Source organism: Conexibacter sp. W3-3-2 (assembly GCF_009707605.1).
GTDB lineage: Bacteria > Actinomycetota > Thermoleophilia > Solirubrobacterales > Solirubrobacteraceae > Paraconexibacter > Paraconexibacter algicola.
This window is the reverse complement of sequence record NZ_WLYW01000001.1, coordinates 2,580,214-2,603,336: the sequence shown is the minus strand read 5'-3', so window position 1 is coordinate 2,603,336 and position 23,123 is coordinate 2,580,214. Positions and strand designations below refer to the sequence as shown.

The following is a 23,123-nucleotide window of genomic DNA, read 5'->3' as shown; positions in this document are numbered from 1 at the left end:
TCAGGCGAACGTGGGCGGCCCGCGCTCGGCCAGCCGGAAGGCGGCGAGCAGGCCGTGGGCGCGGAAGCCGAGGTCCACGCCGTGCGTCGCGGGCGTGGCGGGGCGGACGCGCGGGACGCGGCGGGGCCGCAGGCGCGTGAGCAGCCGCGCGAGGCGCTCCTCGCCGACGTATCGGCCGAGCAGCAGCGGCGCGAGCAGCACTGCGAGCGGGACGAGGAACAGCAGCCCGCCGGCGGCGAGCGCCGCGAGCACGACGAGCGCGCCGAGGGCCGCGAAGAGCAGGGCTCCCGGGCGCGGCGCGCGTCGTGTGGGCTGCTCGGCCATTGACCGCAACTACGACCGCCCTCACGGGGCGGACGTCCAGCCGTCGCATTTTGGCGCGGAAGCGCTACCGTGACTCGCGGAACAGGACGGTCTGGCGGATCCGCTTGTCGTACTTGCGCAGCTCGAGCCGGCCGGGGGTGTTTCGCTTCGACTTCGTCGTCCAGTAGGTCGTGCCGGTCCCGGCCGTCGACTCCAGCCGGATCGTGACGCGGGTGTCGCCCTTCTTCGCCATCGGTCGCTCCTCGCAACGCGGTCTACATGAGAATGAGAACGAATCCTATATAATCGGCGGCATGACCAGGCTCCCCGTCACCGTCCTGTCCGGCTTCCTCGGCGCCGGCAAGACCACGCTGCTCGAGCACGTGCTCCGCAACCGCGAGGGCCGCCGCGTCGCGGTCATCGTCAACGACATGAGCGAGGTGAACGTCGACGCGCAGCTCGTCCGCGACGGCGACGCCCGCATCGACCACGTCCAGGAGCAGCTCGTGGAGATGAGCAACGGCTGCATCTGCTGCACGCTGCGCGAGGACCTCCTCGTCGAGGTCGCGCGCCTGGCCCGCGAGGGCCGCTTCGACCAGCTGCTGATCGAGTCGACCGGCATCAGCGAGCCGCTCCCGGTCGCCGAGACCTTCACGTTCGCCGACGAGACCGGCCGCACGCTCTCCGACATCGCGCGGCTCGACACGATGGTCACCGTCGTCGACAGCTCCACCTTCCTGGACCAGTGCGACGGCGTCGACGACCTCGCCTCGCGCGGCCTGGGGCTCAGCGACGAGGACGACCGCGCGATCGTCGACCTCCTCGTCGAGCAGGTCGAGTTCGCCAACGTCGTCGTGCTCAACAAGGCCGACCTCGTCGACGCCGAGACCCTCGACCGCACCGAGGCGATCGTCCGGACGCTCAACCCGGCCGCCCGCATCGTCCGCGCCGTCCGCGGCGAGGTCGACCTCGGACTCGTCCTCGACACCGCGCTGTTCGACTTCGACCGCGCCGCCGAGGCGCCCGGCTGGCTCGCGACCCTCCGCGGTGAGGAGCAGCCCGAGACCGAGGAGTACGGCATCAGCTCGTTCGTCTACCGCGCCCGCCGCCCGTTCGACCCGACCCGCATCTGGGAGCGCGCCAACGGCGAGTGGCCGGGCGTCCTGCGCGCCAAGGGCTTCTTCTGGCTCGCGAGCCGCCCGGTGATCGCGGGCGGCTGGGCGCAGGCGGGCCGCGTCCTGACGCTCCAGCCCGCCGGCGGCTGGTGGGCCACCGTCCCGCGCCACGAGTGGCCCGAGGACGAGCTGAAGGCCGTGATGATCGACCCGTTCTGGGAGGAGCCCTGGGGCGACCGCCGCCAGGAGATCGTCTTCATCGGCGCCGACATGGACGAGGACGCCATCCGCGCCGACCTCGACGACTGCCTGCTCACCGACGCCGAGATGGAGCTCGGGGAGGGTGGCTGGGAGTCGCTGCCCGACCCGTTCGAGCCGTGGCTGTTCGCCGACGAGCTCGACGAGGCCGACGACGCCCGGGAGGCGCTGCGATGAGCCGCCTGCCCGTCACCGTCCTCTCCGGCTTCCTCGGCGCCGGCAAGACCACGTTGCTGGAGCACCTGCTGCACAACCGCGACGGGCTGCGCGTCGCGGTGATCGTCAACGACATGAGCGAGGTGAACGTCGACGCCTCGCTGATCGAGGGGAAGGTCGAGATCGACCACGCGCAGGAGCAGCTCGTCGAGCTCAGCAACGGCTGCATCTGCTGCACGCTGCGCGAGGACCTGCTCCAGGAGGTCGGGCGGCTGGCCCGCGAGGACCGCTTCGACCACCTGATCATCGAGTCCACCGGCATCAGCGAGCCGCTCCCGGTCGCCGAGACGTTCACGTTCCGCTTCGAGGACGGCACCTCGCTGGCCGACGTCGCGCAGCTCGACACGATGGTCACCGTCGTCGACGCCGGCGCCTTCCGGCGCGACATGGCCGAGCACGAGCACCTCGCCCAGCGCGGCGAGGTCGCCGGGGACGGCGACGACCGCACGGTCGCCGACCTGCTCGTCGACCAGGTGGAGTTCGCCGACGTGATCGTCCTGAACAAGACCGACCTTGCCGACGCGCGCGAGCTCGAGCTGCTCGAGCAGGAGATCGTCGCGCTGAACCCGCGCGCCCGCCGCGTCCGCGCGACGCACGGCCGCGTCGACCCGGCGCAGGTGCTCGGCACCGGGCTCTTCGACTTCGCCCACGCGGCGCAGGCGCCCGGCTGGCTGCAGGTCATGCGCGGCGAGGAGCAGCCCGAGACCGAGGAGTACGGGATCCGGTCGTTCGTCTACGAGGCCCGTCGCCCGTTCGACCCGCGGCGCCTCGCGCCGCTGCTCGCGACCCGCTTCCCCGGCGTGCTGCGCGCGAAGGGGTACTTCTGGCTCGCGACGCGCAACGACCACGTCGGCGAGCTGTCGCAGGCGGGCGGGGTGGTGAGCAGCCGGCCCGTCGGCGTCTGGTGGGCGTCGGTGCCGCAGTCGCGCTGGCCGGTCTCCGAGCAGATGCGCCGTATCCACGAGCGCTACTGGCAGGAGCCCCACGGCGACCGCCGGCAGGAGCTCGTGTTCATCGGCCGCGAGATGGACGAGGCGGCGATCCGGGCGACGCTCGACGGCGCCCTCGTCGACGACGGGACGTTCGCGGCCGGCCCGCGCGCGTGGAGCGACCTGCCCGACCCGCTGCCCCGCTGGACCGCGGAGCACGCCGCGGCCTGAGCGGCGCATGGGGCGTCACCCCGACGGCGGTCCGAGCACCCGTTCGACGCGGATGGCCGCGAGCAGCTCCGGCAGACGGGAGCGCACCGGGCGGCCCAGGCGCTCCTCGACCGTGCGCAGCCGGTAGGCGACCGTCCGGTCGTTCACGCCCAGCGTCGCCGCGGCCGCGGAGGCGTTGAAGCCGGCCGCCGCGTACGCCGCCAGCGTCTCGCGGAGCTTCGCGCCGTCGCGGTCGCCGCCCAGCGCTCCGAGCTCCGCCTCCACGAACGCCCGGGCGGCGGACTCGTCGGCGAGCAGCACGGCCTCCAGCGCGACGTCGTCGTGAAAGGTCATGTCGGCGCCGGTCGCCGCCGCGATCCGCTGGGCGGCGCGCGCCTCGCGGTGGCTCGCGCGGAAGCCGTCGGCCCCGGCTCCCGGGCGCCCGACGGCGAGGCCGACCCCGTCCGGGATCGCCATCGCGCGCAGGGGCCGGTCGTCCGCGACGGCCGGTCCCGCGAACCAGCCCCAGACGGTCGTGGCGGTCGCCGTGACGGTCAGCGCGCGCAGCTCGAGCTCGACGGCGAGGGCGAGCAGGACGGCCTCGGCGCGCGGGCCCCACGCGATCACGGCGCGGTGCGTGGCGGCCAGGTCGTAGCCGAGCTCGCCCGCGTCGACCGGCTCGCCGTCGAGCAGGTCGCGCACGAGCCCGGCCCTCCGCTGCTCGCGCCCGCGCAGCAGGCGGTCGCGCTCCCGCGTGTACTCGTCCATGACGAGCGGGACGATCGCGTCGACGTAGGCGAACGAGCGGCGGGTGCACCGGCGCAGCGCCGCGCCCCGCGTGGCGGCGTCGAGATCGTCCAGCGTCTCGAGCACGTCGAGGACGGCATCGAGCACGACCGCCTGGCCGATCCGGTACGTCTGCAGCCCAGGGGCGATGGGAATCCCCGCACCCGCGCAGGTGCGGGCCTCCTCCAGCGCCTCGACCGGCGCGCCGTGCGGGAGCGGCGGACCGCCATCGACGACATGGCGGATCGCGGCACGGAGGTTGGCACGGCTGCTCGCGCGCATCGCCGCGGCGACGTCGGGGTCCGTCGTGGTCCCCGCCTCGGGCGCCTGCGCCCCGAACCGCGCGAGCATCGTGGCCTCGAGCTCGCCTTCGCGAGCGACGAGCGCTCCGGCCACGCGCTCCACCGCCCGCTGAACCGCCCCCGGATCCACACCGGGAACGGTACCGGCCGGTCCTCTGCGACATTCGCGCATCGACGGCCGGCGGATGCGCGGAACTCGTGCGGTGGGTGCGGGAGCGGTCCGGCGATCCTCCCCGCATGGAGCGGATCGACACCCAGATCGTCGTCGTCGGAGCCGGGCTCGCGGGCCTCGCCGCCGCACGGGAGCTGACCGCCGCGGGCCGGGAGGTGGTCGTGCTCGAGGCGCGCGACCGGGTCGGCGGTCGCCTGCTGAACCACGAGCTCGGCGGCGGACGTGGCGTGGTGGAGCTGGGCGGCCAGTGGGTCGGGCCCACGCATACGCGCGTCCACGCATGGATCCGCGAGCTCGGGCTCGCCACGTTCCCGACCCACGACACCGGGGATGCGCTGTTCGAGGACCGCGGAGTCCTGCGCCGCTACGGCGGCGCGCTGCCGCGCCTGAGTCCCGTGGCCCTGGCGGAGGTGGCCGTCGCGCAGCTGCGGCTCGAGCGGATGGCCCGGCGCGTCCCGGCCGCGACGCCGTGGGAGGCGCCGCGCGCCGCCGCGTGGGACGGCACGACGCTCGCGTCGTGGCTGCGCCGCAACGTTCGGACGCGGCTGGGGCGGGCGTTCTTCACGCACGCGTGCGAGGGCCTGTTCTGCGCGCAGCCGCAGGAGATCTCGCTGCTGCAGTTCCTCGCCGCGGTGCGCTCCAGCGGTGGTCTGGAGGCGATGCTGGGGACCGAGGGCGGCGCCCAGCAGGACCGCGTGGTCGGCGGCTCGCAGCTCCTGGCGATCCGCGCGGCGGAGACGATCGCGGACCGGGTGCGGCTCGGCGCGCCGGTGCGGGCGGTCGCCGTCTCCGGCGACCGGGTGCTCGTCCGCGCCGACGGCGTGGAGGCCCGGGCGCGGCGGGTGATCGTCGCGCTCCCCCGACGCTGGCGGCCCGCCTCGCCTACGCCCCGGCGCTCCCGGGTGGTCGTGACCAGCTCGCGCAGCGCTCGGTGATGGGAGCGGTCGCGAAGTGCATGGCGGTCTACGAGACGCCGTTCTGGCGGGCGGACGGGCTCTCCGGGCAGGCGACGTGCACGACCGGCCCGGTGCGGATCGTGTTCGACAACTCGCCGCGTGACGGTGCGGCCGGTGTGCTGCTCGGGTTCCTGGAGGGGGATGCTGCGCGGCGCCTGGGCGCGCTGGCGCCGGACGCGCGGCGTGCACTGGTGCTCGAGGCGTTCGTGCGGCTGTTCGGGGCTCGCGCCGGCCGGCCGCTCGACTACGTCGAGCGCGTCTGGGCCGAGGAGGAGTTCTCGCGCGGTGGGTACGCGGGGTTCTGCGTGCCCGGCGCGCTCGCGTCGCTCGGGCCGCACCTGCGCCGACCGTGCGGCCGGATCCACTGGGCCGGGACCGAGACGGCCGAGGCGTTCGCCGGCTACATGGAGGGCGCGGTCCGCTCGGGGGAGCGCGCGGCGCGGGAGGTGCTGGCGGCGGAGACGGCGGTGCCGGTCCCCGCCGCGCAGAGCGTCTGACTCAGGCGGCCGCGGCGGCGGGGCCGTGGTCGTCGCAGTGGTCGCCGTGCGGGTGGTGCAGGTGCCCGTCGACGACGTAGTCGACGTGGTCGCCGTGCTGGACGGCCTCGTGCCCGCAGCCGTCGCCGTGGACGTGGTCGTCGGCGTGGGCGCCGCAGTCGTGCGCGTCGGTGCAGGTGCTCTCGGACATGGGATCTCCTGGGTCGAAGGGGAGGACCCCACCGTAGGCCGACAGGGCGATCCGGGCGAGCAGCTGCTGACGAGACTCGTTCGCGTCAGTCGCCGTCGTCGTGCGCGCAGTCCGGGCACAGGCCGCGCAGGACGACGTCGTGCGTCTCGACGACGAACGGGGTGCGCTGCTCCACGGCGTGGATCGCCTCCTCGAGCGGTTCGTCCTCGAACACGTCGGTGCGGGCGCAGCGCCGGCAGACGACGTGGTGGCGGTGCTGGCCGTCGGGCAGCACGAGCTCGTAGCGGGCGATGCCGTTGCCGACGTCGACGGGGTGCAGGCGGCCGAGGTCGACGAGGATGCCGAGCGTCCGGTAGACGCTGGCGAGGCTCGCGGGCCGCGGACCCTGCTGCGCGAGCATCGCGAGCTCCTGCGCCGTGACGCCACCGCCGACGCGGCCGAGCAGCTCGACGACGACGGTCCGGGCGCCGCCGGTGCGGTGGCCGCCGGCGGCCAGCGCGCGGTGCGCCTCCTCGATCCAGTCGCCGTTGTCCCGCGCGACGTCCGTGCTCATCGCCGCAGCTGCAGGGCGGGTGGGTCGAGCAGGTCGACGGCGACCAGGAGGCGGTCGTCGTCGCCGACGGGGGAGCGGTGCACGAGGCCGTGGCGGCAGCCGGGGAAGGTCGAGCCCTTGAGGATCCCGACCTCGCCCGGAGCGAGGTGCCGGATCGCGCTCGCGTCGGGGGCGATCGCGGCGTTCGCCTGCTCCGGGGTGCGGCCGCGCAGGCCGAGCTCCTCGCGGACGGCGTCGGCCTCCGCGAGCCACGCGGTGCCCGGGCCGACGTAGGTGCACAGCAGCCGCAGCGCGACCGAGTCGACGTGCAGCAGCGGGCAGCCCGCCGAGGGGTCGGTCTCGACGCGGACCGCGACGCGGGTGGCGCCGCCGACGCGGGCGAGCAGGAACGCGAGCGCGGCGATGTCGTGGGTGAGCGCGCGGCGGTCCGCGGCGCGGCCCGGGGCGAGCTCGTCGAGGAGCGCCTCGATCGCGGGGACGCGGTCGGCGACGAGGACCTCCCCGCGGACGGCGTGGCGCGTCGTGCGCGCGAGCGTGGCCGCCTGGCGCGCGGTCGCGTCGGGCAGGTGCCGCTCCCAACGCCAGAGCGCGGCGGCGGGGTCGAGGATCGCGTCGGCGTCGCTGGGGACGGTCGCGCGCACGACCTGGCCGAGGCCGGTGCGGGTCGCCGTCGCGGTGATCACGCGGGGCCCCGCCCGCGGCGGCGCGGCTCGGGCGCGTCGCGGCGCACGTAGGGCAGCAGCGCGAGCTCGCGGGCGCGCTTGATCGCCTGGGCGACCTCGCGCTGCTGGCGGCGCGAGAGGCCGGTCTGGGTGCGGGCCTTGATCTTGCCCCGCTCGGTGAGGAACTGCGACAGCGTCTGGATGTCCAGGTAGCTGATCGGCTCGGGGAGCAGGATGCGCTTGCGCGGCTTGCCGCGGCGCGGTCGGTCGGTGGTGGGTCGGGCCATGACGGGAGCGTACCGTAGAGAAAGAGAATCATTCTTATTTGCGCTAGCCTGTGGTCCATGACGCGCCCGACCACCTCCCGCTCCGCGCTCTCGCGCTCCCTGCTCGCGGCCGGCCTGCTGACCGCCGCGCTGACCGTCACCGCGTGCGGTGACGACGACCCGGGCACCGCCGGCTCGGGCGGCGGCGACGCGGCCATCAAGGTCGTCGCCACGACCACCCAGCTCGGCGACTTCGCGCGCGAGATCGGCGGCGACCGCGTCGACGTCACCCAGCTGCTGCAGGCCAACTCCGACCCGCACGACTACGAGCCGCGCCCCCAGGACCTGCGTGAGGCCACGGGCGCGAAGGTCATGTTCGTCTCCGGTGACGACCTCGACTCCTGGTCGGGGGACGTCGCCAAGCAGGCGGGCATCGAGGACGCCGTGCTCGATGTCGGGCAGGGGCGCCCCGTCGAGCGTGAGGGTGGCCACGAGGACGAGGAGCACGCCGAGGAGGAGGGCGAGAAGCACAGCGAGGAGGAGGGCGACGAGCACGGCGACGTCGACCCGCACTGGTGGCACGACCCGCGCAACGTCGAGTACGCCGCGCAGCGCATCGCCACGAAGCTCGCCGAGGTCGACCCGGCGGGCGCCGCCGACTACCGCGCCCGCGCCGCCGCCTACGTGACGAAGGTCCGCGCGCTCGACCAGCGGCTGCAGCGCTGCTTCTCCGCGGTCCCCGCCGCGCAGCGCAAGCTCGTCTCCGACCACGACGCGTTCGGCTACCTCGCCGCCCGCTACGACATCGAGGTCGTCGGCGCCATCATCCCCGCGACGACCACCCAGGCGCAGGCCTCCGCGGGTGAGCTGACCGCGCTCGCCCGCACGATCGAGGCGGAGGGCGTGCGCGCGATCTTCCCCGAGAGCTCGCTGAACCCGAAGCTCGCCGAGGCGATCAGCCAGCGGACCGGCGCGAAGGTCGGCGGGACGCTCTACGCCGACACGCTCGGGCCCGAGGGCTCCGCCGGCGCGACGTACCTGAGCAGCGAGCAGGCCAACGCCGACGCGCTCGTCCGCGGCTTCACCGGCCGCAGCACCGGCTGCGCGAGCTGACCCGGCCGATCGGGCGCCGCGGGGGCAAATCCGACCCCCGCGGTCCGAATGTAGGGTGATACCCTACGTCACCGGATGGCCGACCAGCCGGTGAAGAAGACCTCGATCTACCTCAGCGACGAGCTCGACGCGCGGCTCGCCGAGCGCGCCGGCGAGGACGGCATCACCAAGGCCGAGTTCATCCGCCGCACGCTCACCGCCGCGGTCGAGCGTCCGCGCCGGCCCAAGCCGTCGATCGGCGTGTTCGACAGCCGCAGGGCGGGCGCGTGAGCGTCGTCGCCGACTGCTCCCTGCTCCTCGCCGCCTACGACAAGGGCGCCACCCAGCACCAGCGCGCCGTCGCGTGGCTCACCCGCACCGACGAGGAGCTCGTCCTCACGCCGCTGGCGGTCGCCGAGCTCGAGGTCGCGGTCCGCGACGGCGGCGGCGCCCGCGCCCAGGCCAAGGTCTGGCACGACCTCGAGGTCGGCGCCTACACCACCCGCTGGTGGGCCGACGCCCTCGCCGAGTCCCTGCGCATCGCGCGCGCCCACCCGGCGCTCGGCCTCACCAATGCGTCGCTCGTCGCGCTCGCGGAGAGACTGCGGACGACGCGCATCGCCACCTTCAACCCGGACTTCCGCACCGTGAAGACGACGTCGGGCGACGAGCTCGTCCTGCTGCCCGACGACGCATGACCCCGCCGCACACCGCACACCAAGACCACCAGAGGACCTGACATGTCCGAGAACCCGAACTCCTTCGACGCCCGCGCGACCCTCTCGGTCGGCGGCCGCGACCTGACCATCTACCGCCTCGACGCCCTGCAGTCCCAGTACGACGTCGCCCGGCTCCCCTACTCGCTGAAGGTCCTGCTCGAGAACCTCCTGCGCACCGAGGGCAACGGTGCCGTGACGAAGGAGTCGATCGAGGCGCTCGCCACCTGGGACGCCAAGGCCGACCCGTCCAAGGAGATCAACTTCACCCCCGCGCGCGTGGTGATGCAGGACTTCACCGGCGTCCCCGCGGTCGTCGACCTCGCCGCGATGCGCGACGCGATGGCCGACCTCGGCGGCGACCCGTCGAAGATCGAGCCGCTCGTCCCCGCCGAGCTCGTCATCGACCACTCCGTCCAGGTCGACGTCTTCGGCAGCAAGGACGCGTTCCGCCGCAACGCCGAGATCGAGTTCCAGCGCAACGAGGAGCGCTACCAGTTCCTCAAGTGGGGCCAGCAGGCGTTCGACTCCTTCAAGGTCGTCCCGCCGGACACCGGCATCGTCCACCAGGTCAACCTCGAGTACCTGGCGCGCACCGTCTTCGTCGACGACAAGACCGGCACCGCCTACCCCGATACCGTCGTCGGCACCGACTCGCACACGACGATGATCAACGGCCTCGGCGTGCTCGGCTGGGGCGTCGGCGGCATCGAGGCCGAGGCCGCGATGCTCGGCCAGCCGATCCCGATGCTCATCCCGCAGGTCATCGGCTTCAAGCTCAAGGGCGAGCTGCCCGAGGGCGCGACCGCCACCGACCTCGTCCTGACGATCACCGAGATGCTCCGCGAGAAGGGCGTCGTCGGCAAGTTCGTCGAGTTCTACGGCGCGGGCGTCACCGCGCTCCCGCTGGCCGACCGCGCGACGATCGGCAACATGTCGCCCGAGTTCGGCTCGACCTGCGCGATCTTCCCGATCGACGCCGAGACGATCCGCTACATGCGCTTCTCGGGCCGGCCGGACGACCTCTGCGAGCTCGTCGAGGCCTACGCCAAGGAGCAGGGCATGTGGCACGACGAGCACGCGGAGGAGCCGACCTTCTCCGACACGCTCGAGCTCGACCTCTCGACCGTCGTCCCCTCGATCGCCGGCCCCAAGCGTCCGCAGGACCGCGTCGCGCTCAGCGACGCCGCCTCCGCGTTCGACGAGGCGATCAAGGCGTACATGCCGGGTGACGGTCCCACCGACCAGCCGGGCGAGCGCGCGGTCGAGGACGAGGCGCCGCTGGCGACCGCGACCCGCCGCTCCACCGACGTCGCGCTCGCCTCCGGCGAGACCTGCGCCCTGAAGGACGGCGCCGTCGTCATCGCCGCGATCACCTCGTGCACGAACACCTCCAACCCGTCGGTCATGCTCGCCGCCGGCCTGCTGGCCCGCAACGCGGTCGCCAAGGGCCTGAAGGCCGCGCCGTGGGTCAAGACGTCCCTGGCCCCAGGCTCGATGGTCGTCACCGAGTACCTGGAGCGCGCGGGCCTGATCGACGACCTCGAGGGCCTGGGCTTCCACAACGTCGGCTACGGCTGCACGACCTGCATCGGCAACTCCGGCCCGCTGCCCGCGGAGATCAGCGCGGCGATCCAGGAGAACGACCTCGTCGCGGTGTCGGTGCTCTCCGGCAACCGCAACTTCGAGGGCCGGATCAACCCGGACGTGAAGATGAACTACCTCGCGTCCCCGCCGCTCGTCGTCGCATACGCGATCGCCGGGTCGATGGACGTCGACCTGCTGAACGACCCGATCGGGCAGGCCGACGACGGCAGCGACGTCTACCTCAAGGACATCTGGCCCTCGACCGCCGAGGTCGCGCAGACCGTCGAGGAGGCCGTGCAGTCGGACATGTTCCACAAGAGCTACGGCCAGGTCTTCGACGGCGGCCCCGAGTGGAACGCGCTCGACGTCCCGACCGGTGACCGCTTCGCCTGGGACGCCGACTCCACCTACGTGCGCAAGGCGCCGTACTTCGACGGCATGCCGCAGACGCCCGAGGCGGTCACCGACATCACGGGCGCGAAGGTGCTCGCGAAGCTCGGCGACTCGGTGACCACCGACCACATCTCGCCCGCGGGCGCGATCAAGAAGGACGGCCCCGCCGGGCGCTACCTCGAGGCCAACGGCGTCGAGCCCAAGGACTTCAACTCCTTCGGCTCGCGGCGCGGCAACCACGAGGTGATGATCCGCGGCACGTTCGCGAACATCCGCCTGCGCAACCTGCTCGCACCGGGCACCGAGGGCGGTGTCACGCGGTACCTCGGGCCGGACGGTGACGCGAGCGAGGTCGTCGCGATCGCCGACGCGTCGGAGAAGTACCAGGCGGCGGGCATCCCGCTCGTCGTCCTGGGCGGCAAGGAGTACGGCTCCGGCTCCTCCCGCGACTGGGCCGCCAAGGGCACCAACCTGCTCGGCGTCCGCGCCGTCATCGCCGAGTCCTTCGAGCGCATCCACCGCTCGAACCTCGTCGGCATGGGCGTCCTGCCGCTGCAGTTCCCGGCCGGTGAGACCGCCGACTCGCTCGGCCTGACCGGCGAGGAGACGTTCGACATCACGGGCTACGCCGACGCGCTCAACGCCGGCGAGCTGCCGAAGACCGTCAAGGTCAAGGCGGGCGACGTCGAGTTCGACGCGGTCGTCCGCATCGACACGCCCAAGGAGGCGGACTACTTCCGCCACGGCGGCATCCTCCTCTACGTCCTGCGGCAGATCGCGGCGGCGTAACGACCGATCGGGACGTGGGAGCCGCCACCCGCGCGGCTTTCACGTCCCCTTCATCCGCACTCCGGGAAGACTGCCGTCATGCGCGTGCTGGTGGTCGAGGACGATCCGCGGATGGCCGACATGCTCCGCCGGGGCCTGGAGCGGGCGGGGATGACGATCGACCTCGCGGCGACCGGGGCCGACGCGGACTGGATGGCGCGGTCCGCCACCTACGACGCGATCGTCCTCGACGTCGGCCTGCCGGACACCGACGGGTTCGCGGTCTGCGCGCGCCTGCGCGCCGCCGACGTGTGGTCGCCGGTCCTGATGCTCACCGCGCGCGACGCGACCGCCGACCGCGTACGCGGGCTCGACACCGGCGCCGACGACTACGTCCTGAAGCCGTTCACGTTCGAGGAGCTGACCGCGCGGCTGCGCGCCCTCGCCCGCCGCGGCGCCCGCGAGCGGCCCGCGGTGCTCGAGGCCGCCGGGCTGCGGCTCGACCCGGCGGCACGGCGCGCCTGGCGCGGCGACACCGAGCTCGCGCTCTCCGCCAAGGAGTTCACGCTGCTGGAGGCGTTCCTGCGCCGCCCCGGCGAGGTGCTGACGCGGGCGGAGCTGCTGGAGGCCGGCTGGGACATGGCCTACGAGAACCGGTCCAACGTCGTCGACGCGTACGTGCGCCTGCTGCGCGACAAGATCGACCGGCCGTTCGGCGCCCGCTCGCTGGAGACCGTGCGCGGGCACGGGTACCGGCTGTGCGACTGATCCGCCGGGCCGGGCTGCGAACCCGGGTGACGCTCGCCTACCTCGCCGCGATCGTCGCGGCGATCGCGATCGGCGGCGTGCTGGTGAACGCGGCGCTCGAGGCGCGGCTCACCGACGCGCTCGACGAGACGCTCGAGACCCGCACCGCCGCGGTCGGCCGGCTGCTCGTGGACCGTGGCGGCCCGGCGCCCGGCCTGACCGTCGGGCTCGACGACCCGGGGGAGACCTTCACGCAGGTGGTCGGCCCCGGCGAGCGGCTCGTCTCGTCCTCGCCCGGCCTGCCGCTGCGACCGCTGCTCGACGCCGCCGGCCGACGCGCGGCGGTCGAGGGGCGCGACATCCGCCTGCGCGACGTCGTGGTGGCCGGGGACGACGACGGCGCCGACGAGATCGACCTCGAGGCGCTCGAGGAGACCGGCGTCGAGGCCTACGAGACCGACCGCGCCCGCGTCCTGGCCCGGCAGGTCCGGGCGGGCGGCGTGCGCTACGCGCTGATCGTCGGCTCCACCTACGAGGACCACGACGAGGCGCTGCGCGAGGTCCGTAGCGCGCTGCTGCTCGTCCTGCCGGTCGCGCTCGTGCTCGTCGCGCTGGCGGGCGGCGGGGCGATCGTCGCGTCGCTGCGCCCGGTCGAGCGGATGCGGCAGCGGGCCGCCGCGATCGCCGACCCGGGGTCGGGGGAGCGGCTGCCCGTGCCGCCCGGCGGGGACGAGCTGGCGCGGCTCGGCCGCTCGCTCAACGAGATGCTCGACCGCCTGCAGCGGGCCGCCGAGCACGAGCGGGCGCTCGTGTCGGACGTCAGCCACGAGCTGCGGACCCCGCTGGCGGTGATCGGCGGCGAGCTCGAGCTCGCGCTGCAGACCCTCGGCGACGCGGACCCCGAGCTGCGCGCGTCGCTCACCGTCGCCGCCGACGAGACACGGCGGCTCGGCCGGATCGCCGAGGACCTGCTGCTGCTCGCGCGCGCCGACGAACAGCGCCTGGAGCTGCAGCGCGAACCGCTGGACGCCGGGGAGCTCCTGCGCGAGCAGGCGCGGCGGTTCGCCGCGCGCGCGACCGTCGCGGTGCAGGCGCCGGACGGCCTGCGCCTGGACGGTGACCGGCTGCGGCTCGCCCAGGCGCTCGGCAACCTCGTCGACAACGCGCTGCGTCACGGTCGCGAGCCGGTGACGCTGCACGCCTGGGCCGACGGGGACGCGGTCGTGCTCGCCGTCCGCGACGCGGGCGACGGCTTCCCGGCGGCGTTCCGCGAGCGGGCGTTCGACCGCTTCTCGCGGGCCCACGAGGGCCGCAGCGGCCGCGGCGCCGGGCTGGGGCTCGCGATCGTCGCGCTGATCGCCGAGGCCCACGGCGGCACCGCGATCGTGCACGACGCCCCGCAGGGCGGCGGCGAGGTGCGCCTGCGTCTGCGCGCCACCTGACGCAGTTTTCACGGAGCTTTCATCCGGCCTGCGGCACCGTCGTCCCATGACCACCACCCCTCGCCCCCTCACCCTCACCGCCGGCGCCGCGCTCGCCGCCACGATCGCGGCCGTCGGCTTCAGCTCCGCCGCCTCCGCCGCGCCCGGCCGCGTCGTCGACGGCGACGCCGACCTGACCCAGAACCGCACCGGGCTGCGCCTGGAGGCCGAGACGCGCGGGGCCACCCGCGTGACGTTCCTCTACGGCGGACGCTCGTTCGCCGCCCGGCTCGTCGAGGTCGACGACGACGGCTCGCGCGAATGGCGTCGCACCGTCACCGCCCGGACCGCGGACCGCCGCGACGGCGCCCGCGTGACCTTCCGCGTGCGCGCCTGCGGCGCGGACGGCTGCACGACCCGCACGATCACGGAGCGCGTCGAATGGGACGACTGAGCCTGCTCGCGGCGGGTGCCGCGCTGGTCGTCGGCGGTGTCGGCGCGGGGGTCGCCGGCGCCGACCTGCTCGACGGGGACGACGACCGCGACCGCCCGGACCGCGTCGTGACGATCGCCGCCCCGGCGGCCGGGACCGCCGCGCCCGCGGCCTCGACCCTCACGGTCGACGACGGGGTGCCGGTCGGGGAGGCGCGGGCCGTCGCCCGCCTCGCGACCGCGCACCTGGGCGGCGGGCGTGCCGTCAGCGTCGACCGTGACGACGGCCGCTACGAGGTCGAGGTCCAGCGCGCCGACGGCGCGCTCGTCGAGGTCCTCCTCGACGGCGGGCGCCGCGTGGTCGGGACCGAGCTGGACGACGGGGACCGCTGACACCGGTCCCCGGAACGACGAGCGGCGGGCCCGGAGGCCCGCCGCTCGCGGATCGGAGGGGTCTGTCGCCCTACGCGATCTCGCCCTTGACCGTCGCGACGCCGAGCGTCAGGCCGGCCGTGAACGCCGTGGTGCCGAACGCCGCGTTCAGCGCGTCGGCGGCGCCCTGGGTGAGCTTGCCGGTCACGTTGCCGACCGACACGGTGCGGCCGGAGACGTCGACCTTCGGAGCGCTGAGGTCCAGCGACAGGATCGCGGCGCGCGCGCCGCCGTTGATCGCCGCCGTCAGCTCCGCCTTGCGGGTGTCGATGTTGAAGTCGGTCAGCCGCACGACCGTGCCGCCCTTCGTCAGCGAGATGCCGCCCGAGTGCGGGATCTGGCCGGCCAGCGTCTTGGCGTTCACCCCACCGCCGGTGATCGGGAAGCCGAGCGAGCCGTCCGGGTTGGCGACCGCGGGGCCGACGATGCCGGGCGCGACGCCGAGGCTCGTCAGCGCGGAGACGGCGCCGGGATCGAGCGCGAGGGCGGTCTGGCCGCCGGTGAAGCGGACCTCGGCGAGCGAGGTGGCGACCGTCGCCGTGCCGAGCTTCAGGCGCGGCTTGAACGCCTTCACGCCGAAGGTCTTGTTCAGCGCCGCGGCGCCCTTGGTGGACAGGTGGATGTCGATCCGCGACACGGTGACGCCGAGGCCGGAACGCGTGATGCGCGCCTTGCCGACGACCGGGACGAGCGCGCCGAGGCGCTTGCCGCCGTTGACGCGAGCGCTCATCGTCGGGGCCTTGTTCACCGCGACGGTGAAGTCGGAGAGCGTCACGCGGGTGCGGCCGGCCGAGAGGCGCAGACCACCGGTGTGACGGATGACGCCGGCCGCGGAGGCCGGGTCGAGCTCGCCGCCCGTGATCGGGAAGCGGACGCCCGCGCTGCCGGCGGTCGCGCGGCCGGTCGGGGCGACCGAGACGCCGAGCGACTTCAGCGCCTTGGCGGTGCCGGAGTCGAGCTTCAGGGTGGTGCCGCCGCCGCTGATGTCGAGCTTGCTCGACGTCGACTGCGCGGAGGCCGCGGGGGCGAGGGCCAGGCCGGCGGCGAGGGCGCCGGCGATGAGGGTGGAGGTACGGGTGACAGACATGTTCGATCTCCTGAGTCGGGGTGGGATCTGGGGGGAGGTCCGACAGCCGACGCAGGATCGGTTGAGCGTTGATGCGCCAGGAAGGCGGGGGAACGTCATCGCGCCACGACCAATTCCGTGTCCCGGCTCGTACCCCGGAAGTGAGATGGCTCCCCACGTCCTCACCCCAGCGCCGTGAGCGCCGCATCGCAGAAGGTCTGCGTCGCGGAGACGAGCAGGCGCTCGAAGCGCTGCACGAGGCGGTGGGCCGCACCGTCTTCGGCTACCTCGTGCAGACGCTCGGGGACCGTGGACGGGCCGAGGACGTCTTCCAGCAGGTGCTCACCGAGGTCTGGCGCCGCGGCGACCAGTTCGACGCGCAGCGCGGATCGCTGCTGGCCTGGGTCATGACGATCACGCGCTCACGGGCGATCGACGAGCTGCGCCGCCGCGTGCCCGAGCCCACCGACCCGCAGGACATGCCGGTCGAGACCGTCGTCGACCGCGGCACCGATCCCGACGTCCTCGTCGAGCGCTGGACCGTCGCCGACCTCCTCGCGCGCCTGCCCCAGGAGGAGGCGGAGCTGCTGCGCCTGCGCTTCCACGCCGACCTCAGCCAGAGCGAGATCGCCGAGCGCACCGGCCTGCCCCTGGGCACCGTCAAGACGCGCATGGTCCGCGGCCTGCGCCGCCTCGCCGACCTCGCCGACGACGCGCTCGCCCCGGCGCCGGCCGCCGCGGCCGCGCACGCCTCGCTCGAGCTCACGCCCGTGCCGGTCGTCGCCACCGCGCAGCCCGCCGGATCCGAGGCCCCCGCATGACGCGCTGGCCCGTCGATCCCGCCGCCGTGCTGCTCGGCGGCCTCGACCCGCAGGAGCGCGCCGAGGCCGAGCGCCTGGTCCGCGAGGACCCGGCGTTCCGGGCCGAGCTCGAGCGGCTGCGGCGCGTCGGCGCCGCGCTCGCGGTCACCGGCTCCACCGGGGACCTCGACCCGCCGCCGCTGGACCTCGAGGCGGCGCGCGCCGCCCGGCCCGTCGCGCCCGCGCGGCGCCGCCGTACCCGCCGCGCCGGCGGGGGCATCGTGCTGCGCCCGGCGATGGCGCTCGCCTCCTCGATCGCGCTCGTCGCGGTCGGGGCGCTCGGCGGCACGCTCGTCGCCGGGGGCGGCGACGACACGCCCGCGACCGAGGGCGCGCCCGTCACCCTCGCGGCGCTCGACGGCACCGCCCGGCCGCAGCGCGCGACCGTCGCGATGCGCGGCGGCGGCATGCACCTCGACGTCGCGGGCCTCGCCCCGAGCCGCGCCGGCGAGCACTACGAGCTCTGGCTCCTGAACTCCGCCGACGACCTCGTCAGCGTCGGCACCTTCAAGGTCGACGACAAGGGTCGCGTGGACGCCGACTTCCCGCTCGGGGTCGACGCCAGCCGCTACGCGTTCATCGACGTGTCGGTCGAGCCGGACGACGGCAACCCCGCGCACTCCTCGCGCTCGGTGCTGCGCTCGTCCGCGCAGCGCGAGCTCTCCTGACGCGCCCGGGGTGGCGCGCGACCCGCCGCGGCGGGTAGCGTCCCCACCGTCCGGAAAACGGAGGGAGGACCGTGGACGACGAGGGGACCGGGGCCCAGGCCCCGCTGACGGGCGGCGTGACGCGCCGCGTGCTGCTGCGTGACGGGACCGCGGCGACGGTCGCCGTGCTGCTCGCCGGATCGGCGACGGCGACGACCGGGGACGCGATCGCGGTCGGCCTGCGCGCCGACGGACGCGCCGCGTTCCTCACCGCGGCGGAGCTGCGGACGCTGCGCGCGCTGTGCGCCGTGCTGATCCCGACCGACGACCTCCCGGGCGCCGCCGACGCCGGCTGCCCCGAGGCGATCGACGCGCTGCTCAGCGCGTTCGCCGTGTCCCCGCCGCGGATCTGGGCGGGCGGCGGCTTCTCCGACCGCGGCGGCGCGCCCCGCAACGACTTCGTCCGCTTCCTCGAGCTCGACCGCTACGAGCGCCGCGCCTGGCGCATCCGCATCGAGGGCACCCGCGGACTGCCGCGCCTGGAGTGGGCCGGTCCGGTGCGCGGCTGGCAGGCCGTGTACCGCGACGGGCTCGCCGCCCTGGACCGCGCCGCCCGCGGCGACTTCGCGGCACTGCCCGTCCCGGCGGCCGACGCGCTGCTGCGCACCAGCCGCGACCCCGACGTGCAGGAGCTGCTCGACGTCGCCTTCCCGCACGCGATCGAGTTCCTCTACGGGGCGCCCGAGTACGGCGGCAACCGCGACCTCGCCGGCTGGCGGGCGATCGGCTACGACGGCGACACCCTCCCGCGCGGCTACACGCCCGAGCAGATCGCGGCGCCACCCGAGCCCGGCCTCGCCGCCGTCCCCGCCGAGATCCTGCTCGGCCTGCTCGACCTCGCCCCGCTCGCGGGCTCCTCCGAGCTCGTGCACGGCCTGACCTCCCGCTCCGGTGAGCGGCTCAGCGACCTGCGCGCCGACCTCGGGGCCCTCGGGGACCTCGACGGCCTCGGCGCCCGCCTCGCCGCGCTGCAGGAGGAGGTCCGTCGTGGGGCGTGAGGCGGTCGTCGTCGGCTCCGGCGCGGCGGGCAGCGTCGTCGCGTACGAGCTCGCCAGGCGGGGCTGGGAGGTCACCGTGCTGGAGCGCGGGCGTCACATGCGGTCGGGGCTCGGCCGGGCCGCCGACGGCGATCTCGGCACCCGCTACGGCAGCGACGAGATCAAGTCCGCGCGGCACTTCGGGTTCCCCGACCCGCTGCTGGAGCCGTACACGCAGCGCACCCGGGAGGACGCCGCGGCCGGCCGGGCGCGGACCGCGGTCGGGGCGTTCGGCCAGCTCGGCGCCGCCGTCGGCGGGACCACGCTCCACTACAACGCGAAGTTCCCGCGGTTCTGGAAGCAGGACTTCTCGACCCTCAGCGACCTCGGCCCGCAGCCCGGCGCGCAGGTCGCCGACTGGCCGATCACCTACGCGGACCTGGAGCCGCACTACGACGCCGTCGAGCGCCGCGTCGGGGTCAGCGGCAGCCGCGCCGCGATGCCCGCCCGGACCCGCGAGCAGGCGCCGCGGCGCAGCGAGTTCGCGATGGCGCCGCTGCCGATCTCCCACACCGGGCAGCTGCTGCGGACCGCTGCGCGACTCTCCGGCTACGAGGCCTATCCGCAGCCCGCCGCGGTGAACTCGGCGCCGTTCCGCGGCCGTCCCGCCTGCACGTCGTGCGGGCTGTGCTCCGGCTTCGGCTGCCCCATCGACGCGCGCGGCGACGCGATCACCGCGTGGCTGAACCCGGCGGTCCGCGCCGGCCGGGTCCGGGTGCTCGCACGCGCGTTCGTGCACCGCGTCGACACCACGCGCGACGGGCGCCGGGTGACCGGCGTGCGCTACGTCGACGCCCGCGGCCGGCGCCGCCGCATCGCCGCCGACACCGTCGTGCTCGCGGGCAGCCCGATCAACACCGCGCGGCTGCTGCTGATGAGCGCGTCGGGTGCGCACGAGCGCGGGCTGGGCAACGGCAGCGACCAGGTCGGCCGCAACATGATGTTCCACGCGTTCACGCTCGCCGCCGCGCTCTACCCGGACGACCTGCACCCGCTGCGCGGGCAGAGCAACCCGCTGCAGATGGACGACCTGATGGGCCCGTTCACCGGGCCGGAGGTGCGCGCGCTCGGGGTGCCGTGGATCAAGGGCGGCCTCGCCCAGGTCGGCAGCGGCGTCCCGGCGTTCGCGGAGGCGAAGCTGCTCGCCCCGATCCTCGGCTTCGGGACCGCGCACCGGCAGGCCATGCGGGCCGGCCTGCTGCACCAGCGCGTCGCGGGCTCCCAGCTCGTCGGGGAGGACCTGCCGCTCGCCGACAACCGCATCGACCTCGACCCGGACGTGCGCGACCACCACGGCTTCCCGGCGGCGCGGATCACGTACAGCGCCCACCCGCACGAGAAGGTCGCCGCGGTGCTGCTCGGCGCGCGGCTGGAGCGGATGCACCTCGCCGCGCCGGGATCGCTGGGGGCCGCGGTCATCCCGTTCCCGCTCGTCCAGTCCGGCCCGTACGCCACCGCGCACCTCGCGGGCACCGCCCGGATGGGGACCGATCCGCGCACGAGCGTCTGCGACCCGTCCGGCCGGCTGCACGAGGTCGACGGCGTCTGGGTCGCCGACGCGTCGACGTTCCCGACGTTCCCGGGCTTCAACCCGACCAACACGATCATGTCCAACGCCCGGCGTGTCGCGTTCGCGATCGCCGGGGCCACGACCGCAAAGGCCTCCTGATGCGCCCGCTGCTCCGGGCGGCCCTGCTCGCCGCCACCGTCCTGCTCGCCGGCGCGCCCGCCGCGTCCGCGGCCCCCGCCCCGCCGGCGGGCGCGCGGGCGGCCGCCGAGCCGTTCGACGTGCTCGTCTTCACGCGCACCAACGGCTACCGCCACGCCTCGATCCCGCTCGGCGTCGCGCTGCTGCGCGACCTCGGGGCCCGCCACGGGTTCCGCGTGCGCACCACCGAGGAGTTCCGGGACATCAGCGACGCGGGGCTCGCGGACGTGGAGGTCGTCGCGTTCGTCAACACGGTCGGGGACGTCCTGGACGACCTCGCGCAGGACGCGCTGCGGCGGTTCGTCGAGCGCGGCGGCGCGTTCTTCGGCCTGCACGCGGCGGCGGACACCGAGCACGGCTGGCCGTGGTACCGGGAGCTCGTGGGCGGGGAGTTCCTCGCCCATCCGCTCGAGCAGCTCGGGATCTACGTCAACGAGGCGCCGCTGGAGCCCGCCACCAGCCACCTTCCCGCCCGCTTCGCGGTCTTCGACGAGTTCTACTCGTTCCGCCTGAACCCGCGGGACCGCGTCCGCGTGCTGCTGTCGATCGACGAGCGCACCTACCTGCCGGATCCCAACACGACGGACATCCCCGGTCCGGGCGTGGTGCCGGCCAGCGGCCGGATGGGCGACCACCCGATGGCCTGGTGCCAGGACCTCGGCCGGGGCCGCTCGTTCTACACCGCGCTCGGCCACGAGGTGCAGCTGTACGCGCTGCCGTGGTTCCGCCGCCACGTGCTCGGCGGGGTGCTGACGGCGGCGCGGCGCGTCGAGGCGGACTGCACGAGCCCCGCGCAGCGGCGTGCGGCCGTCGCCGCGCAGGCGCGGCGGCAGGCGGCGGCGCAGCGCGCGGCGGCGCGGCGACGGCAGGCCGCGGCGGAGCGTCGCCGTCGCGCGGCGGCGCGGGCACCGCGACGGCCGGCGGGCTGAGGGCCGACGCCGCGGTCGACCGAGAAATCCGACCAGATCCGTCGGTATTTGTTAGGGTGACCTTACGATGCTCGATCCGGATCGCTCCTCCTCGCCCTACGCCCGGCTCGCCTGCGGCTCCTGCCCGGCCCTCGACGAGTTCCTCGTCGCGATGGTCGCCGAGTTCCGCCACATCGACCGCGACGCCGTCCTCCTCGCGCTCGACCGGCTCGCGCTCGACGTAGGCCTGCTCGAAGGGCTGCCGCCGCAGGAGCAGCTCGACGCCCTGCGCTCCGTCCTGGGCGACCTCGAGCCGATCGCCGCCGACCACGTCGACGCCGTCGCGCTCGACCGCGTGCTCGCCTTCCGGCAGGGGCACCCCACCGCGATCGCCGCCCTGTGGCTGCTCGTCGGGCGTCGCACCGGTGTCCCGCTCGGGGCCCTGAGCGCGAAGGGGCGCCCGCTCGTCGCCGACGCCCGGCCCGGCGCCGGCCTCGTCGTCGACCCCGCCGCGGGCGGCCGCCGCGTCCCGCTGCACGAGCTGCCCGACGAGGCCCGCTGGCGCTGCCCGCACCAGATCGCCTACGGCATGCTCACCGCGCTCGCCTCCGGGGCGATGGAGCGCGGCGACCTGACGCTCGCGATCCGCGCCGCCGAGCTGCGGCTCGACCTGCCCTGCGACACCGAGTCGCGCCGGGTGCTCGAGCTCGAGGTCAGCCGGCTGCGCGCACGCCTGCACTGACGGCCCGCCACGGCGCGCCAGTAGATTGCGGCGATGGCCATCCCTCCCGTCCTGCACCGCCTGCTGACCGCCGCCGGCCCCTCCGGCTACGAGACCGCGCCCGCCGCCGCCTTCCGCGACGCCGCCGCCGAGTTCGCGGAGGTGACCACGGACGTCATGGGGTCCGTGTGGGCGAAGGTCCCCGGCACGGCCGGCGGCCGGTCGCTCGCGATCATCGGCCACATCGACGAGATCGGGCTGATCGTCACCCACATCGACGACGACGGCTTCCTCTACGTCATCGGCGTCGGCGGCTGGGACCCGCCGAACCTCGTCGGTCAGCGCGTCGACGTCCTCACCAAGGACGGGGTCGTGCCCGGCGTCATCGGCAAGAAGCCGATCCACCTGATCAAGCCCGACCAGCGCGACAAGGGCGTCAAGCTCGAGGACCTCCACATCGACATCGCGGCGAAGGACGGCGAGGAGGCCCGCGGCCGCGTCCGCATCGGCGACGTCGCGGTCATCACCGGCGAGCCGGTCGAGCTGCCCAACGACCGCGCGATCTCCCGCTCGATGGACAACCGCCTGGGCTGCTACGTCGCCTACGAGGCCGCGCGGCTCGTCGCGGAGGCCGGCGGCGCCCCCGGGGACGTCGTCGCGGTCGCGGCCGTCCAGGAGGAGATCACCTTCGGCGGCTCCCGCACGACCGCCTACGCGCTCGAGCCCGACGCGGCGATCGTCGTCGACGTGACGTTCGCCACCGACCAGCCGGGCATCGACGTCAAGGAGCTCGGCAAGCACGAGCTCGGCTCCGGCCCGGTGCTCGAACGCGGCTCGGTCCTGAACCCCGCGATCTTCGAGGGCCTCCACGCCGCGGCGCTCGCCAAGGAGCTGCCGTTCACCGTCAGCTCGTCCGCCGGGCGCACCGGCACCGACGCGGACGCCGTGCACCTCTCGCGCGCGGGCGTGCCGACCGGCCTGATCGGGCTGCCGCTGCGCTACATGCACTCGCCGGTGGAGATGGTGCAGATCTCCGACGTGCAGGCGGCTGCCGAGATCATCGCCGCCTACGCGCTGGGCCTCGCGCCCGACGCGTCGTTCGCGCGGTAGGCC

General features: G+C 74.8%; 25 protein-coding genes and 1 pseudogene. 18 read left to right on the top strand and 8 right to left on the bottom strand.

Going from position 1 to position 23,123, the window contains the following annotated elements; all coding sequences use genetic code 11:
• Together GKE82_RS12625 and rpmG are read right to left on the bottom strand one after the other, a co-directional pair.
• Positions 1-324: a hypothetical protein gene (locus tag GKE82_RS12625; protein ID WP_154733531.1), complete on the bottom strand. Its 324-nt coding sequence runs from the start codon at positions 322-324 to the stop codon at positions 1-3.
• A 64-nt stretch (positions 325-388) separates the two neighbouring features.
• Positions 389-556 (bottom strand): 50S ribosomal protein L33, encoded by a 168-nt coding sequence (gene rpmG, locus GKE82_RS12620; protein ID WP_107567242.1) that lies wholly within the window; start codon positions 554-556, stop codon positions 389-391.
• Between the two features lie 61 nt (positions 557-617).
• Here rpmG and zigA point away from each other — a divergent pair, with 61 nt between their 5' ends.
• Positions 618-1,853, top strand: a complete 1,236-nt coding sequence (zigA, locus tag GKE82_RS12615) for a zinc metallochaperone GTPase ZigA (RefSeq protein WP_107567241.1) — start codon at positions 618-620, stop codon at positions 1,851-1,853.
• On the top strand, positions 1,850-3,052 hold the full coding sequence (locus GKE82_RS12610; RefSeq protein ID WP_154733530.1) for a GTP-binding protein: 1,203 nt from the start codon (positions 1,850-1,852) through the stop codon (positions 3,050-3,052). Before zigA ends, GKE82_RS12610 begins: the two co-directional genes overlap by 4 nt.
• Positions 3,053-3,067: 15 nt before the next feature.
• Here GKE82_RS12610 and GKE82_RS30775 read toward each other — a convergent pair whose 3' ends face one another.
• On the bottom strand, positions 3,068-4,249 hold the full coding sequence (locus tag GKE82_RS30775; RefSeq protein WP_154733529.1) for a helix-turn-helix domain-containing protein: 1,182 nt from the start codon (positions 4,247-4,249) through the stop codon (positions 3,068-3,070).
• Positions 4,250-4,356: 107 nt separating this feature from the next.
• Here GKE82_RS30775 and GKE82_RS31435 point away from each other — a divergent pair.
• A pseudogene (locus GKE82_RS31435) lies at positions 4,357-5,744 on the top strand (flavin monoamine oxidase family protein).
• Position 5,745: 1 nt separating this feature from the next.
• Here the strand turns inward: GKE82_RS31435 and GKE82_RS12595 are convergent.
• The 4 genes from GKE82_RS12595 to rpsR all read right to left on the bottom strand — a co-directional run bounded on the left by GKE82_RS12595 (position 5,746) and on the right by rpsR (position 7,436).
• Positions 5,746-5,934, bottom strand: a complete 189-nt coding sequence (locus GKE82_RS12595; protein WP_154733528.1) for a hypothetical protein — start codon at positions 5,932-5,934, stop codon at positions 5,746-5,748.
• 85 nt (positions 5,935-6,019) lie between these two features.
• Positions 6,020-6,487 carry a Fur family transcriptional regulator gene (locus GKE82_RS12590; RefSeq protein WP_154733527.1) on the bottom strand — a complete coding sequence of 156 codons (468 nt, stop codon included), beginning with the start codon at positions 6,485-6,487 and terminating at the stop codon, positions 6,020-6,022.
• Positions 6,484-7,170, bottom strand: coding sequence for a DUF1826 domain-containing protein (locus GKE82_RS12585; RefSeq protein WP_154733526.1), 687 nt, complete (start codon positions 7,168-7,170; stop codon positions 6,484-6,486). The genes GKE82_RS12590 and GKE82_RS12585 overlap by 4 nt, the downstream gene beginning before the upstream one ends.
• Positions 7,167-7,436 (bottom strand): 30S ribosomal protein S18, encoded by a 270-nt coding sequence (gene rpsR / locus GKE82_RS12580; protein WP_107567234.1) that lies wholly within the window; start codon positions 7,434-7,436, stop codon positions 7,167-7,169. Before rpsR ends, GKE82_RS12585 begins: the two co-directional genes overlap by 4 nt.
• Before the next feature lie 57 nt (positions 7,437-7,493).
• On the opposite strand from rpsR, the gene GKE82_RS12575 reads away from it, so the two are divergent.
• The 8 genes from GKE82_RS12575 to GKE82_RS12540 all read left to right on the top strand — a co-directional run bounded on the left by GKE82_RS12575 (position 7,494) and on the right by GKE82_RS12540 (position 14,964).
• Positions 7,494-8,528, top strand: a complete 1,035-nt coding sequence (locus GKE82_RS12575) for a metal ABC transporter substrate-binding protein (protein ID WP_154733525.1) — start codon at positions 7,494-7,496, stop codon at positions 8,526-8,528.
• 75 nt (positions 8,529-8,603) lie between these two features.
• The gene (locus tag GKE82_RS12570; RefSeq protein ID WP_107567232.1) at positions 8,604-8,798 is read left to right on the top strand and encodes a CopG family transcriptional regulator; all 195 of its coding nucleotides are present in this window, start codon (positions 8,604-8,606) and stop codon (positions 8,796-8,798) included.
• Positions 8,795-9,205, top strand: coding sequence for a PIN domain-containing protein (locus GKE82_RS12565; protein ID WP_154733524.1), 411 nt, complete (start codon positions 8,795-8,797; stop codon positions 9,203-9,205). The genes GKE82_RS12570 and GKE82_RS12565 overlap by 4 nt, the downstream gene beginning before the upstream one ends.
• A 42-nt stretch (positions 9,206-9,247) precedes the next feature.
• Positions 9,248-11,992 carry an aconitate hydratase AcnA gene (gene acnA, locus GKE82_RS12560; protein ID WP_154733523.1) on the top strand — a complete coding sequence of 915 codons (2,745 nt, stop codon included), beginning with the start codon at positions 9,248-9,250 and terminating at the stop codon, positions 11,990-11,992.
• Between the two features lie 78 nt (positions 11,993-12,070).
• On the top strand, positions 12,071-12,739 hold the full coding sequence (locus GKE82_RS12555) for a response regulator transcription factor (protein ID WP_107567229.1): 669 nt from the start codon (positions 12,071-12,073) through the stop codon (positions 12,737-12,739).
• Complete coding sequence (locus tag GKE82_RS12550; protein ID WP_154733522.1) at positions 12,730-14,160, top strand: HAMP domain-containing sensor histidine kinase; 1,431 nt, start codon at positions 12,730-12,732, stop codon at positions 14,158-14,160. The genes GKE82_RS12555 and GKE82_RS12550 overlap by 10 nt, the downstream gene beginning before the upstream one ends.
• Positions 14,161-14,206: 46 nt before the next feature.
• Positions 14,207-14,593, top strand: a complete 387-nt coding sequence (locus GKE82_RS12545; RefSeq protein ID WP_107567227.1) for a hypothetical protein — start codon at positions 14,207-14,209, stop codon at positions 14,591-14,593.
• On the top strand, positions 14,581-14,964 hold the full coding sequence (locus tag GKE82_RS12540) for a PepSY domain-containing protein (protein WP_154733521.1): 384 nt from the start codon (positions 14,581-14,583) through the stop codon (positions 14,962-14,964). Before GKE82_RS12545 ends, GKE82_RS12540 begins: the two co-directional genes overlap by 13 nt.
• 70 nt (positions 14,965-15,034) lie before the next feature.
• Here the strand turns inward: GKE82_RS12540 and GKE82_RS12535 are convergent, their stop codons facing one another.
• The gene (locus GKE82_RS12535) at positions 15,035-16,090 is read right to left on the bottom strand and encodes a hypothetical protein (protein WP_154733520.1); all 1,056 of its coding nucleotides are present in this window, start codon (positions 16,088-16,090) and stop codon (positions 15,035-15,037) included.
• 140 nt (positions 16,091-16,230) lie between these two features.
• On the opposite strand from GKE82_RS12535, the gene GKE82_RS12530 reads away from it, so the two are divergent.
• From GKE82_RS12530 to GKE82_RS12500, 7 genes are all read left to right on the top strand, one after another.
• Positions 16,231-16,890, top strand: a complete 660-nt coding sequence (locus GKE82_RS12530) for an RNA polymerase sigma factor (RefSeq protein ID WP_196189197.1) — start codon at positions 16,231-16,233, stop codon at positions 16,888-16,890.
• Complete coding sequence (locus tag GKE82_RS12525) at positions 16,887-17,597, top strand: anti-sigma factor (RefSeq protein WP_154733518.1); 711 nt, start codon at positions 16,887-16,889, stop codon at positions 17,595-17,597. Before GKE82_RS12530 ends, GKE82_RS12525 begins: the two co-directional genes overlap by 4 nt.
• Before the next feature lie 71 nt (positions 17,598-17,668).
• On the top strand, positions 17,669-18,634 hold the full coding sequence (locus GKE82_RS12520) for a gluconate 2-dehydrogenase subunit 3 family protein (protein ID WP_154733517.1): 966 nt from the start codon (positions 17,669-17,671) through the stop codon (positions 18,632-18,634).
• Complete coding sequence (locus GKE82_RS12515) at positions 18,624-20,342, top strand: GMC family oxidoreductase (protein WP_154733516.1); 1,719 nt, start codon at positions 18,624-18,626, stop codon at positions 20,340-20,342. The genes GKE82_RS12520 and GKE82_RS12515 overlap by 11 nt, the downstream gene beginning before the upstream one ends.
• Entirely contained in the window at positions 20,342-21,310 is a 969-nt protein-coding gene (locus GKE82_RS12510) for a ThuA domain-containing protein (protein ID WP_154733515.1), read from the top strand. The genes GKE82_RS12515 and GKE82_RS12510 overlap by 1 nt, the downstream gene beginning before the upstream one ends.
• A gap of 67 nt (positions 21,311-21,377) precedes the next feature.
• The gene (locus tag GKE82_RS12505) at positions 21,378-22,031 is read left to right on the top strand and encodes a transglutaminase family protein (protein ID WP_154733514.1); all 654 of its coding nucleotides are present in this window, start codon (positions 21,378-21,380) and stop codon (positions 22,029-22,031) included.
• Positions 22,032-22,064: 33 nt separating this feature from the next.
• The gene (locus GKE82_RS12500) at positions 22,065-23,120 is read left to right on the top strand and encodes a M20/M25/M40 family metallo-hydrolase (RefSeq protein ID WP_107567218.1); all 1,056 of its coding nucleotides are present in this window, start codon (positions 22,065-22,067) and stop codon (positions 23,118-23,120) included.
• Positions 23,121-23,123 lie beyond the last annotated feature (3 nt).